Below are 13,603 nucleotides of genomic sequence, written 5' to 3' on the forward strand. Positions count from 1 at the left end.
CTCCCCGCGCTTCCTCCAGCCTCCTGCCTCCCGCCTCCGACCTCCTTACCGCTGCCGCCCCCGCTTCGGCGTCTCCTTCCGCCGCTACGTCTCCTTCTGCTCGTTGCCGGTGAACGTGGTGACCACGGGCTCCCTGTCCAGCGTGATGCCGAAGTGGCTGCGATAGGCGGACAGGACCTCGGCCGCGCCCAGTTCACGTTCCTCGCGCGCGCCATCGGCCCCGGTGACCAGCAGCGTACGGCCGGAGAGCGTGACCCGGCCGGTCTCGGTCAGCCGCGAACAGACCAGCGACCGGGTGAAGTGGGACCGGGGCGAGGTGCGGTTCCACCAGCAGCCGACCTCGAAGTCCCCGAGCGCCCGCGGGCGTTGCTCGACCCTGTACTGCGGTACCCCGTCCCGCAGAACGTCCAGATCCCCCTCGTCGGTCTCCTCGATACGGAAGACGCCCCCGGGGTCCGCCTGGTCCTCCCGGCTGTCCAGCCGCAGCGGATAGTGGCTGTGCCTGCCGAACCCGACATCCGCGAGCCACGGCCCGGTCGGAGTCCGCACCCGCAACGCCAGGTGGTCATAAGGAATCCCGATCCCGTCGGGTCCGAACACCCGCGCCGACAGCAGCGCGACCTCGTAGCCGAGCGCCCGGAGCAGTACCGCGAAGGCGCCGTTGAGCTCGTAGCAGAACCCGCCCCGCCGCGCCCCGACGATCTTCTCCAGCAGCGGGCCGTCCTGGAGCACGATCTCCTCGCCGAGATGGATCGAGAGGTTCTCGAACGGTACGGCCCGCAGATGGCTCAGATGCAGCCTCCGCAGCGCTTCGGCATCCGGCGCGGCGGGCCGGTCGGCACCTATCCGCCGGAGATACCGGAGAGAGACACCGGACACACCCGGCGCATCGGCCTCGCCTGTCGCACCCCTGCCGTCGGGCACATCGGTGACGGCCGACGGATCCGTGGGGTAGCTGGGGCCGGTGGGGTCGCTGGGACCAGTGGCGTGGCTCGGATCGATGGGGTCGGCGTGCATCAGAGGTGTCCTCTCCATCGGATATGCGTCCGCCCCATGATGGATCGGGCGTCGAGGCGGGGTCGGCGGTCGGCTCCTCCCCGGGCCGGTGATCCCGGCGGCGGCGACGCCTGGTGGAGCCCGTCCGGCCCCGGGAGCGGCGTCCGGTGACCACCGCGGACAGCTTGGCGGGGGTGCCCAGGACCGCGAGGGCACCGTCGGTGTCGGTGCGCAGCACCCGGGCACCCTGGGCGCGCAGGGCCGCGATCGTGCGGGACGCCGGATGCCCGTAGGGGTTTCCGGCACCGCAGGAGATCAGTGCCAGCCGCGGCGCCAGGCGGTGTATCAACTGAGGGTCCTGATAGGCGGAGCCGTGGTGCGCCACCTTGAGGACGTCGACCGCGGACAGCTCCGGATGAGCGGCCAACAGGGCTTGCTGGGCGGCCGGTTCGAGATCACCGAGCAGCAGCACGGTCAGGCCGCCCGTACGGACGAGCAGGGTGACGCTGGCGTCGTTGGGACCGGTGAGCTCTCCGGTGCCGGGGGCGCCGGTGACGCGCGATGCCGCGGGTGCCAGTACGGGTACCGGCCGTGGAGCCACGGGCGGTGAGGGGGCCGACGCCGGTGGGACCGGCGTCGGGGGGAACGGCGGGGCGAACGGCGCGGGTGGCCAGAGCACTTCCCAGGTCAGGGTGCCCAGGCGACGCCGCTCCCCCGGTACGGCGAGGGTCATCGGGACCCGCGCGTCCGCTGCCGCCCGGCGCACCGACCGGACCTGCCCGTACGGCTCTTGGAGCGAGGTGGCCTCGATCGCGCCGACCGAACGGCCGCGCAACACCCCGGGAAGTCCGTCCACATGGTCGGCATGAAAGTGCGTCAGAACAAGGAGGGGGATGCGCCGGACACCGAGTTGGCTCAGGCAGCGGTCGATGGCGCGCGGGTCGGGCCCGGTGTCCACCACGAGTGCCGTACCGTCCCCGGCGGCCAGCACCAGGCCGTCTCCCTGTCCGACATCGCAGGCGACCATTCGCCAGCCCGGTGGCGGCCAGCCGGTCAGGATGCGGGTGAGCGGTGCCGGACGGCACACCGCCAGGACGAGGGCCAGTGCGCACAGCACGCAGAGCCAGGGCCGGCGCAACGCGCGGCGGCCGACCACCAGCAGCACCACGGTGGCGGCGGCGAGCGACAGCCCGCCCGTCCAGCCACCCGGCCAGGCGAACTCCGCCCCCGGCAGCGCCGCTCCCGTACGCGCGACCTCGGCGATCCACTCGGCCGGCCAGCCCGCACACCACGCCAGCCCCTGGGCGAGCGGGAGCGCGACGGGGGCGGCGGCGAGGGCCGCGAAGCCGAGGATCGTCGCGGGGGCCACGGCCAGTTCGGCGAGCAGGTTGCAGGGCACCGCCACCAGCCCCACCCGCGCCGCGAGGACCACGATCACCGGGGAGCAGACCACCTGGGCGGCTGCTGCGGCGGCGATCACCTCGGCGACCCGGGCGGGCACCCGGCGCCGCTCGAGGGCGGCGCTCCACCGCGGGGCGAGCAGCAGCAGCGCGCCGGTCGCCAGGACGGAGAGCAGAAAGCCGTAACTCCGGGCGAGCCGGGGGTCGTAGAGGACCAGCAGCAGGACGGAGGCGGCCAGCGCCGGGAGCAGCGAACGCCGGCGGCCGGTGCCGATCGCCAGCAGCGTGATCAGCCCGCAGGCGGCGGCCCGCAGCACGCTCGGATCCGGGCGGCACACGACCACGAAGATCACGGCGAGCGGGCCGCCGACGAGGGCGGTAGCGCGCAGCGAGAGCCCCAGGCGCCGTGCCAGCCCGCGGCGTTCGGCCCGGGTCGCCAGATGTGGTGGGCCGATCAGCAGGGTGAGCACGATCGTCAGATTGCTGCCGGAGACGGCGAGCAGATGCGTCAGATCGGTGGCCCGGAAGGCGTCGTCGAGGTCCTGCGGCACACGCGAGGTGTCGCCCACGACGAGGCCGGGCAGCAGCGCCCTGGCATCCGGGCGCAGTCCCTCGGTGGCCTCCCGGAGCCCGGCACGCAGCTTCCCGGCCAGCCGCTGGAGGGCGGACGGCGGGCCGACCGTGCGCGGCGGCCCGTAGGCGGTGATGCGCAGCACCGCGCCGACCTGCTCGCCCGACGACTGCGGCGGTACGGCACGGGCCGCCACCCGGATACGCGTCGACGGCAGCAGACCGCGCCACGCCGGCAACGCCCCGTCGGATCCCTCCGCCCGGCCCCCCGCTCCCGGCGCGTGCGGCACACCGGCCGAACCGCCGCCCGCGGACGTCCGGCCACCCGTACCCCGGTCCGCCGAGCCGTCCCCCGGCCCCTGCTCCGCCCCCTCCCCGTAACCGTCCCCCGAACCAGGTCCCGAGCCTTTCCGTGCATCGTGTTGCCGGACAACGGCGAGCACCGGCGTGCGGACGGCGGTGACCGATCCGTCCGGCGCCATGACGCGGACGGCATCGGCGGTGAACACCAGGGACGGCGGCGCCTGTTGCGACCCGCGCACCTTGGGCCGGGTCATCCGCGGGTCGCCGGTCACCTCCAGCTCCACGGTGAGCCGGGCATACCGCTGTGCCCAGACCGGCAGCGGCCCGCTCCGTGCCTCCGCCATGTGCAGCGCCGCGGACGCCGCCCCCGCGGCGGCGCACAGCAGCACCGCCGCCACGGCGACGAGCGCCCCGGCAGACCGGACGCGAGACGGGCCAGCGCGGTGCGTCGTCCGGTCCTCGCCCATCACGGACGGACCTTCCCTGACCTTCGCCCTCCACAGGGCGCAGGCCGCGAGTGCCACCGCCACTCCACAGGCCACGGCCACGCCACCGCCGGGCGCGCCGAGGCTGATCGCGGCAGCCGCCCATGCGGCCAGCGCCGGTGCGACCAGCCGGAGGTCGGCCGGGCCGTCGTGCCGCCGCTCCGGCACGTCCGCCGAGTCGCGGCCGGCGGACACGGGGGCAGTGGTGGCGTCCACGCGGTCGGCAGCCCGATCGCGGGTGGTCGTCATGGCTCCACCAGGGGTCGCAGATCGGCAAGCCGCCGATCGCCGATTCCGGGCACCTGACGGAGCTGGTCCACGGAGGTGAACCCGCCGTGCCGGGTGCGGAATTCGATGATGCGGCGGGCGAGGGCGGGCCCCACCCCGGGAAGGGCGTCGAGCTGTTGCTCCGTGGCCGTACCGAGACTCACCGGCCCGCCCGCACCGCCCTGCGGCCCACTCCCGGCGCCACCACCGCCCACACCACCGGCCCCACTGCCGGCATTGGCTCCGCCCTCCTCGCCGACCACGATCTGCTCACCGTCGGTCAGCAGCCGCGCCCGGTTCAGCCCGCGGGTGCTCGCCCCGTGCAGCACCCCGCCCGCGGCATCCAGCGCATCGATCACCCGCGATCCCGCAGGCAACCGGTGAATCCCCGGATGCCCCACCCTTCCCACCACATCGACGACCACCATCCGACCTGGCGCACCCGGCGGCCCGCCCGTAACGGAGGCGGCGGACGCACCGTTCGCCGCCGACGGCGGCCGGGACGGCGAACGGCCACCGGGGCCGGGCGCCGGCGGCGCGGCCCGCTCGGCGGTCGGAGCACCCACCGGCTCGGGTCGCGCGGCCCAGAAGTGCTGAACGGCGAAGCCCACCGCCACCACGAGCACCAGAGCCAGCGCGGCAAGCGCCTTCGGGTCCGTACCGCACCGCGACTGCACCCACAGCGGCAGCCGTTCCCGTACGGCAGGCCACACCCACCCCGGCCGCCGCACACCCGGCGGATCGTGCTCACGCGACGGCGGCGCACGATGGGCATGCGGCGGCTCCGCCCCGGCACCACCGCCGGCCGGTCTCCCCACCCCGGCACCCGGCCCCGGCGTATCGACACCGGCGGCCGGATCTGCGTCCGCTCCCGCGTCTGCCGGCGCCTCCGGCTCCTCCGCGTCCGATTCCGACTCCGCACCGAAGATCGCGGCGGCACGTACCCGCATGCGCTCCCGCTTCCACTCCCTCAGTCGCTCCCGCTCCCGCCGCCCTCTCATGGACGGAACGACCGAGAGGGAGAGAGCGGAGGAGGGAGGAACAGCGGAAGGACCGGAGGTGGAGACGGAGAAGGGGACGGAGGAGGGGAGCGCGGAAGGGAAGGCAGCCGGCGACGGAACGGGCGAAGAAGCGGATGAAAGAGCGGATGAAGGAGCGGATGCCGAGGCGGATGAAGAAACGGATGGAAGAGCGGCTGAAGAGACGGGGGAGGAAACGGGGGAGGAAACTGACGGAGACGCAGGTCGGAAAGTGCTCATAGCTCTCGACGGTAAGCACCGCGCGCGCATCTCGCCGATCTGCCTCAAATACCGTGGATAACTAGCGAGTTGTGGATATCTCCGTCACCCTTACGGGCAAGCACAGCCGACGCCGGCGGCACCTGCCGCGCCCTCATCTCGGTGACACCACAGCCCCCAGCAGCCCGGGACCCGTGTGCGCGCCGATGACCGCGCCGACCTCGCTCACATGGAGTTCGTTCAGCCCCGGCACCCGCTCCCGCAGCCGCTGGGCCAGCGCGTCCGCGCGCTCCGCCGCCGCGAGATGGTGGACGGCGATATCGACCTGGCCCTCCCCCGCCCGCTCCGCCGCGATCTCCTCCAGCCGCGCGATGGCCTTGGACGCCGTACGGACCTTCTCCAGCAGTTCGATCCGCCCGTCGGCGAGTTGGAGGATCGGCTTCACGGCGAGCGCCGAGCCGAGCAGCGCCTGCGCCGCGCCGATCCGGCCGCCGCGCCGCAGGTAGTCGAGGGTGTCGACGTAGAAGTAGGCGGAGGTACCGGCGGCGCGCTTCTCCGCCGCGGCCACCGCGTCGTCCACGTCCCCGCCGCCCTCCACCGCCTCCGCGGCGGCCAGGGCGCAGAACCCGAGGGCCATCGCCACCATCCCGGTGTCCACCACCCGCACCGGCACAGGGGCGCCCTTCGCCGCGAGCACCGCTGCGTCGTAGGTGCCGGAGAACTCCGAGGAGAGATGGAGCGAAACGATGCTGCTCGCCCCCTCCGCCGCGATCGCGCGGTAGGTTTCGGCAAACACCGTGGGGCTCGGCCGCGAGGTCGTCACGGGCCGGCGCTTCTGGAGCGCCTGGGCCAGGGATCTCGCGGAGATCTCGGTGCCCTCCTCCAGGGCCTGGTCCCCCAGGACGACGGTCAACGGTACGGCCGTGATGTGGTGGCGCTCGATAGCCGTCCGCGGCAAGTAGGCCGTGGAATCGGTGACGATCGCGACATGGCGGGACATGACTGGGAGATTATCCGGGGATCCGAACGCCCGACAGTGCGGGCCCCTCCCCAAGATCTTCCAGGTTTCACCAAGGCTCTGCCAAGACCCCACAGCTCACCGGCCGTCGAGCCGGCGGCCACCGGGCAAGAGACCGGGGGAACGGCGGTACCGGGACCGCCACTTTTCAACGCTTGGCGCTCTTCTTCCCCCTCCCCTCGGCCCACCCACCCCACCCCCACCACCCCACCCTGTCCAGTCCGGTCCCGCCAGGGCCTCAAGGCACAGAGGCACAGAGACGCACAGCCACGGGCACGAGCACAAGCACTGGCGCAGCGCAGCGCCTCAGCCCCTCAGCCGCTCGGCCCTCCGAACCCCCGAGACCTCCAAGGCCCGAAAGCGCGGGGCCTGGAATCCCGGATGTCCGGAATCCTCGAGGGTCCGGAACCCTACGGCCCGGACGCCGAAGCTCGGACAGAACGCCGGGCGGCGGCCCGTGTCTCCCCCTCCCTCCGCGCGTCAGGTCTTCTCGCGCTGGGTCGCTTCCCGCTGGGTCTTCTCCCACGGATACGACCGCTGGGTGCGCGGATCCCGAGCGGTGATCGCCGGAGCCTCGTCATCCGAGGGCCCCCAGGAGTAGGCCCCGCCGGCCGCACCGGCGCCCGGACCGGACGCCGCACCGGATATGGAGCCGGGAGCGGAGTCGGAGCCGGGGGCGGAGTCGGACCCCGCACCGGAGCCCGGTACGGAACCGGCCGCCGATCCCGGCCGCGCGGGATCGCTCTCCGGCGCGTCCACCGTCCAGTGCCGCAGTGCGCCCGCCTCCACGTCGATCTGGTCGCTCAGCGCCGCCAGGTCGTCGTCGGCGAACTTGCGGGCCCGGTCGCGGGCGGCCCAGCGCAGTGACTCCGCGGAGTGGGTGATCCGCTCCATGCGCTCCCGGAGTTCGGGGAGCCGGGCCTCGATGGTGGCCTTGTCGGGTTCCCGTTCCAGTCGCCGGAGTTCGTCGTCCAGTTCGTGGCCGTGCGCGCTGAGCCGCTCGAAGAGGCCGACCGCCTCGCCGAGCGAGGCGTCGTCCGAGGAGCCGGTGCGCAGGACCTCCTGGGTGGCCCGCATGGACGTCCGCAGGGACAGCCGCAGTTGGGCCAGCTCGCCGACCACACCGGGCTGGGTGAACTGCCGGGCCCGCAGGGTGGTGTCCTCGACCGTTCTGCGGGCCTGGGCGACCTTGCGGTCCACCCCGCGCTTGGCCGCCTGCACCGCCTTGACCGTGAGGAACACGCCGGCCGCCATGAACAGCACGAAGAGCAGACCGATGACGGCGACGACGGCTTCCATGGACGCTCCCCAGAGGTGTCGGCGGCGCCGACTCCGCGTCGGCGCCCGTACCTCCACGGTAAACGCCCAGGGCAGGTTGGGGGTTCCTGACGAACCCCCAACCTGCCCGTAGGGGAAAGCCCCTAGATCGACGGTGGCACGCCCCGGGACCGGGCCGTCCGGGACGGCGTTCCCGCAGGTCGGCCGCCGGATCCGCTACACCGGAACGATGTTCACCAGCTTCGGCGCCCGGACGATCACCTTGCGGATGTCCGCACCGTCCAGCGCCGCGACGACGGCCGGCTCCGCCAGCGCGGTGGCCTCCAGGTCCGCGTCGGAGATCGACGGCGCGACCTCCAGCCGGGCCTTGACCTTGCCCTTGACCTGGACGACGCAGGTGACGGTCTCGTCGACCACGTACGCCGGGTCGGCCACCGGGAAGTCCGCGTGCACCACCGAGTCGGTGTGGCCCAGCTTGCGCCACAGTTCCTCGGCGATGTGCGGGGCCAGCGGGGCGATCAGCAGCACCAGCCGCTCCGCCACGGTGCGCGGGACCGGGCCGCCCGCCTTCGTCAGGTGGTTGTTCAGCTCGGTGATCTTGGCGATGGCGGTGTTGAAGCGCAGGTTCGCCATGTCCTGGGTGACACCGTCGATCGCCTTGTGCAGGGCCCGCAGCGTGGCCTCGTCCGGCTCGGTGTCGACGACGGTGGTCGCACCGGTCGCCTCGTCCACGACGTTGCGCCACAGCCGCTGCAGCAGGCGGTACTGGCCGACCACGGCGCGGGTGTCCCAGGGGCGGGAGACGTCCAGCGGGCCCATCGCCATCTCGTACAGGCGCAGGGTGTCCGCACCGTACTCGGCGCAGATCTCGTCCGGTGTGACGGCGTTCTTCAGGGACTTGCCCATCTTGCCCAGCAGCCGGGAGACCTTGCCGCCCTCGTAGTAGAAGACGCCTCCGTCGTGCTCCTCGACCTCGGCCGCCGGGACGGCGATACCGCGGGTGTCCCGGTAGACGTACGCCTGGATCATGCCCTGGTTGTACAGCTTGTGGAACGGCTCGGCGGAGGACACGTGCCCCAGGTCGTGCAGCACCTTGGACCAGAAGCGGGCGTACAGCAGGTGCAGCACGGCGTGCTCGGCGCCGCCCACGTACAGGTCGACACCACCGTGCGGCCGACCCTCGCGCGGCCCCATCCAGTACTGCTCGACGTCCGGGTCGACCAGCGCGCCGTCGTTGTTCGGGTCCAGGTAGCGCAGCTCGTACCAGCACGAACCGGCCCAGTTGGGCATGGTGTTGGTCTCGCGGCGGTAGCGCCGCACTCCGCGGCCGTCGCCCAGGTCCAGCTCGACGTCGACCCAGTCCTCGTTACGGGACAGCGGGGTCTCGGGCTGGGTGTCGGCGTCGTCCGGGTCGAAGGTGCGCGGCGAGTAGTCGTCGACCTCGGGCAGTTCCAGCGGCAGCATCGAGGCGGGCAGCGGGTGCGCCACGCCGTCCTCGTCGTAGACGATCGGGAACGGCTCGCCCCAGTAGCGCTGGCGGCTGAACAGCCAGTCGCGCAGCCGGAAGTTGACGGTGCCCTCGCCGATGCCGCCGGCGGTCAGCCAGTCGGTGATCTTCGCCTTGGCCTCGGTCACGCCCAGGCCGTCCAGCGCGATGCCGTCGCCGGACGAGTTGACCAGCTTCGCGTCGTACGAGGCGAACGCGTCGTCCCAGGCGGCGGGGTCGGTGCCGCGGCCGTCGGTGGGCTCGACGACGCAGCGCATGGGCAGTTCGAAGGCGCGGGCGAAGGCGAAGTCGCGGGGGTCGTGGGCCGGGACGGCCATGATCGCGCCGGTGCCGTAGCCCATCAGGACGTAGTCGGCGATGAAGACCGGGATCCGCTCGCCGCTGACCGGGTTGGTGGCGTGGACGCCGGTGAAGACGCCGGTCTTGTCCTTGGCCTCGGCCTGCCGCTCGACGTCCGACTTGGCGGCGGCCTGCTTGCGGTAGGCGGCGACGGCCTCGGCGGGGGTGGCGTGGCCGCCGGTCCACACGTCGTGGGTGCCCTTGGGCCAGGCGTCGGGAACGATGGAGCCGGTGCCGTTGTCGGAGCCGGCGATCAGCGGGTGCTCCGGGGCCAGCACCATGTAGGTCGCGCCGAACAGGGTGTCCTGGCGGGTGGTGAAGACGGTGATCTTGTCATCGCCCACGGGGAAGTCGACCCGGGCGCCCTCGGAGCGGCCGATCCAGTTGCGCTGCTGCAGCTTGATGGCCTCCGGCCAGTCCAGCGCGTCCAGGTCGTTCAGCAGCCGGTCGGCGTAGGCGGTGATGCGCATGTTCCACTGGCGCAGCTTGGACTTGAAGACCGGGTAGTTGCCCCGCTCGGAGCGGCCCTCGGCGGTGACCTCCTCGTTGGCCAGCACCGTGCCCAGTCCGGGGCACCAGTTGACCGGCGCGTCCGAGGCGTACGCCAGGCGGTACCCGCCCAGGACGTCGGCCCGTTCGATCGGGCTCAGTTCGCTCCAGGGGCGGCCGTCGGGCGTCTCCCGGGTACCGGCCTCGAACTGGGCGACCAGGGTGTCGATCGGGCGGGCCGCGTCCGCGTCGGGGTCGTACCAGGAGTTGAAGATCTGCAGGAAGATCCACTGGGTCCACTTGTAGTACGCCGGGTCGATCGTCTCGATCGAGCGGCGCCGGTCGTGGCCCAGGCCCAGCCGGCGCAGCTGGCGCCGCATGTTGACGATGTTGGCCTCGGTGGAGACCCGGGGGTGGGTGCCGGTCTGGACGGCGTACTGCTCGGCCGGCAGCCCGAACGCGTCGAAGCCCAGGGTGTGCAGGACGTTGTGGCCCGTCATGCGCTGGTGGCGGGCGTAGACGTCGGTGGCGATGAAGCCCAGGGGGTGGCCGACGTGCAGCCCCGCACCCGAGGGGTACGGGAACATGTCCATGATGAACTTCTTGGGGCGGGCCACCAGCTCGGCGTCGCCGGCCAGGTCGCCGTTCGGGTTCGGGGCCTCGTAGGTGCCTTCGGCCTCCCAGAAGTCCTGCCAGCGTGCCTCGATGTCGGCGGCCAGCGCGGCCGTGTAGCGGTGCGGCGCTGCCACCTCGGTGGGGGTACCGCCCGCGCTTTCGGCAGCGGGGGAGGAAGTCGTCTCGCTCATCGTCCTCAAAGCTCCATCGGTCGTCTCTGCCTGCGGCTGCTGCGGACACGGTTCCTGCCGAAACAAAAACGCCCCTCACACAGGAGGGGACGCCGCGCCGATGCCGATCCGGGCGGCCACAGCAGATGGCCCGGTCGGGACTGAGTCAGCGCGGCCCGCTAAGCAGAAGGCGTACGGCACACATGGCGCCAGGGTACCGCAGGGGCAACGGGGCCCGCGCCCGGGTTTCCCCGGCGCGGGCCCCGCGCCCGTCGCGCCACGCTCCGCCACCGCCGTGCCACGGAGGTCACGGATCACGCGGAGCGGTGGTGCGGGCCCCCGGCATCAGGGGCGGTAGGAGTTCACGTATCCGGCGCCCGGCGAGCCGACGCCGGTGACGTCGTCGTAACCGACGGTCGCGTGCAGGGAGCTGTCCGCGCCCAGGGTGCGCAGCGATGTCGTGGTGCCCTTGGCGGCGTCCGCCCCGTTGACGTAGTCGACACGGACGACCGCCAGGCCACGCCCGGCACCCAGGGGGTGGTCGGTGACGTCGTGGTACGCGGCGGTGCCGTAGCGCTGGTAGATGGCGGGGTTGGCGAAGCCGATGGCGACGCCGTGCCGGGCCTGCTGCGCCAGCGCCTGGACGCCCGCGATCACCGGCGCCGCCAGGGAGGTGCCGCCGATGCGGTACTCGTCATAGCCGAGCTTGCCGTTGGGCAGGGTCTGGGTCTGGCCGACCAGGAAGCCGGTGTTGGGGTCCGCGACGGCCGCGATGTCCGGAACGGTCCGCATCGCACTGCCGCCGTTGGCCTTCGACAGCTCGTCCGGGACGACACCGCGCTGGTAGAAGGGCTGCGCCACGCTCTTGCTGGTGCCGCCGCCCGCGCCGCCGTTGAAGGTGCCGGGGAAGTCGGTCCAGTCGCTGCCGTCCTTGGAGAGCACCGCTTTCTGGGTGCCCCAGCCGGTCTCCCACTGGTACGTGTTGCCCTTGCCGACGGCCAGGGAGGTGCCGCCGACCGCGGTCGCCCACGCGGAGTTCGCCGGGGTGCCCACCTGCTTGGAGCCGGTCTTGGCGAGCTCGTCGCCGTCGTCACCGGAGGAGAAGTAGAAGCCGATGCCCTGCACCGCGCCCTGCTGGAAGATCTGGTCGTAGGCGGCGGCCACGTCCGGGGTCTCGTTCGCCTCGACGTCGCCCCAGGAGTTGGAGACGATGTCGGCGAGGTGGCCGTCGACGACCTTGCCGAGCGAGTCCAGCAGATCGTCGTCCTGGCAGGAGGCGGAGCCCACGTAGACGATGTCGGAGGCCGGGGCGACCGCGTGGACGGCCTCGACGTCGAGGGTCTCCTCGCCGTACCAGCCGGCCGCACCGCAGTCCGCGATGTGCGTGTAGTCCTTGGGCAGCACCTGCGACAGCTGGCCCTTGCGGTAACGGGGGTCGCCGTTGCGGTGCGCGTAGGTGTCCGCGTCCTTGGCGATGGTCGGCGAGGCGTACGCGTCGGTGATCGCGACGGTGACGCCCTTACCGGTCCAGTTCTTCGCCCCGTAGGCGGCGCGCAGCTGCTTGCCGGTGTAGCCCTTGATCGCGTACGGCGCCTGGCCCCCGTAGGCCGACGGCAGGGCGGTGTTCGTCCGGGAGCCGTAGTACGTGGAGAACGGCCCGGCGTTGCGGAAGACCGGGGAGGGCGGCGGCAGCTGGGCGGAGTGGTGCTTGGCGAACCGCGGCGCGTTGTCCAGGCCGGTGACCGTCAGGACCGCGTCGGACACCGAGCCGGGTGCGGAGGCGGTGGCCGATGGCGCGTGGTAAGTGTGGCCGTTCTTGCGGTAGTTGTGCAGGTCGGTCGCGAAGGCCCGCTCGGCGGCAGCCGCGTCGCCCTTGACCGTGACAAAGCGGTTGGTGGTTCCGGTGACCGTCAGGCCGGACTTTTTCAGCCAGGCGGTCACCCTGGCTATCTGGTCCTTCGTGGCGCCGTAGCGGGCACGCACCTGGGCGGGGCTCAGGTACTTCCCGTACGCGGCGGAGTGCGGGTCCGACACGGCCTTGGCGTACGCCGCGAGGCCCTTGGCGTCGCGGCCGGCCAGATAGACCCGGGCGGTGACGGCAGTGGAGTCGGCGGTGGCGCCCTGGTCGGCCTGTGCGGTGGCCCACTTCGGCTTGGTGCCCCGCAGCGCGTGCCGGCCCCCGTCGTGGCCTGCGGCGTCGGCGGCCGGCGCGCTCAGCGCCAGCGTTCCGGCGACCAGCGGCAGTGCCGCTACCCAGGCCAGACCGGCACGAGCACGCGGCGATCTGGTACGTCTTGCTCTCATGTAACCCCCTGCTGTGGCGATGCGGTGCGCTGCGTGGTGACGCGCTGCGCCGGTGCGCCGGTGCGCGACACCCCACGAGCGGTGAATGCGTTGGATGTGACGCTCACGCGATTCGCCACTCTTTCGGTGAACCGTTCATGTCAGGGATATGCGAACACCAAGAAGAGACCAAGGAACGGTAATGACCGGGTAGGGGCCGACCGCTGAGAGGACATCCAACCGGCCCTGGCGGACGCATCATTGACCGGATATCAGCGCAACCCCGGAGGAACGTACCGGTCCTGGGCGCCGCCTTCGGGAAACGCGCAACAGAGCGGGCCGTCCGCGTCGGACGACCCGCTCTGTCTTCTGTGGAGCTAAGGAGAATTGAACTCCTGACCTCCTGCATGCCATGCAGGCGCTCTACCAACTGAGCTATAGCCCCAGGTCTTGTTCCGCTGCGGTTCTCCTTCCGGCTCCCCGCTGCGGCATCGCCTACATTACACGGACCTCCCCGCCTTCTGCCAAATCGCCCACCGGTCACCCGACCACCGCCCCTGGACGAGGCCCTTCGGGCCGCAGCGCCCCCGAGTGCCCCCGACCGGGCGCGAGGTACTGTCGGCGAGCCGTGCCCGATTCGTCCAG

Annotated in this window: 7 protein-coding genes, 1 tRNA gene and 1 pseudogene; 1 reads left to right on the forward strand and 8 read right to left on the reverse strand. The window is 72.4% G+C overall.

Going from position 1 to position 13,603, the window contains the following annotated elements; all coding sequences use genetic code 11:
- Positions 1-84: 84 nt before the first annotated feature.
- The 3 genes and pseudogenes from RZ84_RS38060 to RZ84_RS40955 form a co-directional block, all read right to left on the reverse strand.
- On the reverse strand, positions 85-879 hold the full coding sequence (locus RZ84_RS38060) for an arylamine N-acetyltransferase family protein (protein WP_043264301.1): 795 nt from the start codon (positions 877-879) through the stop codon (positions 85-87).
- A gap of 313 nt (positions 880-1,192) precedes the next feature.
- Positions 1,193-4,003 (reverse strand): annotated as a pseudogene (locus RZ84_RS11925) (ComEC/Rec2 family competence protein); the annotation flags it as partial.
- On the reverse strand, positions 4,000-4,752 hold the full coding sequence (locus tag RZ84_RS40955; RefSeq protein ID WP_241777668.1) for a ComEA family DNA-binding protein: 753 nt from the start codon (positions 4,750-4,752) through the stop codon (positions 4,000-4,002). The pseudogene RZ84_RS11925 and the gene RZ84_RS40955, both read right to left, overlap by 4 nt.
- A gap of 328 nt (positions 4,753-5,080) precedes the next feature.
- Between RZ84_RS40955 and RZ84_RS40960 the strand changes: the two genes are divergently transcribed.
- On the forward strand, positions 5,081-5,341 hold the full coding sequence (locus tag RZ84_RS40960) for a hypothetical protein (RefSeq protein ID WP_241777669.1): 261 nt from the start codon (positions 5,081-5,083) through the stop codon (positions 5,339-5,341).
- A 72-nt stretch (positions 5,342-5,413) separates the two neighbouring features.
- Here the strand turns inward: RZ84_RS40960 and RZ84_RS11935 are convergent, their stop codons facing one another.
- The 5 genes from RZ84_RS11935 to RZ84_RS11955 all read right to left on the reverse strand — a co-directional run bounded on the left by RZ84_RS11935 (position 5,414) and on the right by RZ84_RS11955 (position 13,403).
- Complete coding sequence (locus RZ84_RS11935; protein ID WP_043264302.1) at positions 5,414-6,259, reverse strand: DegV family protein; 846 nt, start codon at positions 6,257-6,259, stop codon at positions 5,414-5,416.
- A 498-nt stretch (positions 6,260-6,757) separates the two neighbouring features.
- Positions 6,758-7,576: a hypothetical protein gene (locus RZ84_RS11940; RefSeq protein ID WP_043264303.1), complete on the reverse strand. Its 819-nt coding sequence runs from the start codon at positions 7,574-7,576 to the stop codon at positions 6,758-6,760.
- A gap of 195 nt (positions 7,577-7,771) precedes the next feature.
- Positions 7,772-10,696: a leucine--tRNA ligase gene (locus RZ84_RS11945; RefSeq protein ID WP_043264304.1), complete on the reverse strand. Its 2,925-nt coding sequence runs from the start codon at positions 10,694-10,696 to the stop codon at positions 7,772-7,774.
- 324 nt (positions 10,697-11,020) lie between these two features.
- A complete protein-coding gene (locus RZ84_RS11950) occupies positions 11,021-12,979 on the reverse strand; it encodes a S53 family peptidase (RefSeq protein WP_043264305.1) in 1,959 nt (652 codons plus the stop codon).
- A gap of 351 nt (positions 12,980-13,330) precedes the next feature.
- Positions 13,331-13,403, reverse strand: a tRNA-Ala gene (locus RZ84_RS11955).
- Between the last annotated feature and the right edge of the window lie 200 nt (positions 13,404-13,603).

The organism is Streptomyces sp. CT34 (genome assembly GCF_000805335.1).
Classification (GTDB): Bacteria; Actinomycetota; Actinomycetes; order Streptomycetales; family Streptomycetaceae; genus Streptomyces.

Bases quoted from the DNA above. Each gene is read 5' to 3' on its own strand.
- RZ84_RS11935 (WP_043264302.1), bottom strand. From the start codon at position 6,259: ATGTCCCGCCATGTCGCGATCGTCACCGATTCCACGGCCTACTTGCCG.
- RZ84_RS11940 (WP_043264303.1), bottom strand. From the start codon at position 7,576: ATGGAAGCCGTCGTCGCCGTCATCGGTCTGCTCTTCGTGCTGTTCATG.
- RZ84_RS11945 (WP_043264304.1), bottom strand. From the start codon at position 10,696: ATGAGCGAGACGACTTCCTCCCCCGCTGCCGAAAGCGCGGGCGGTACC.
- RZ84_RS11950 (WP_043264305.1), bottom strand. From the start codon at position 12,979: ATGAGAGCAAGACGTACCAGATCGCCGCGTGCTCGTGCCGGTCTGGCC.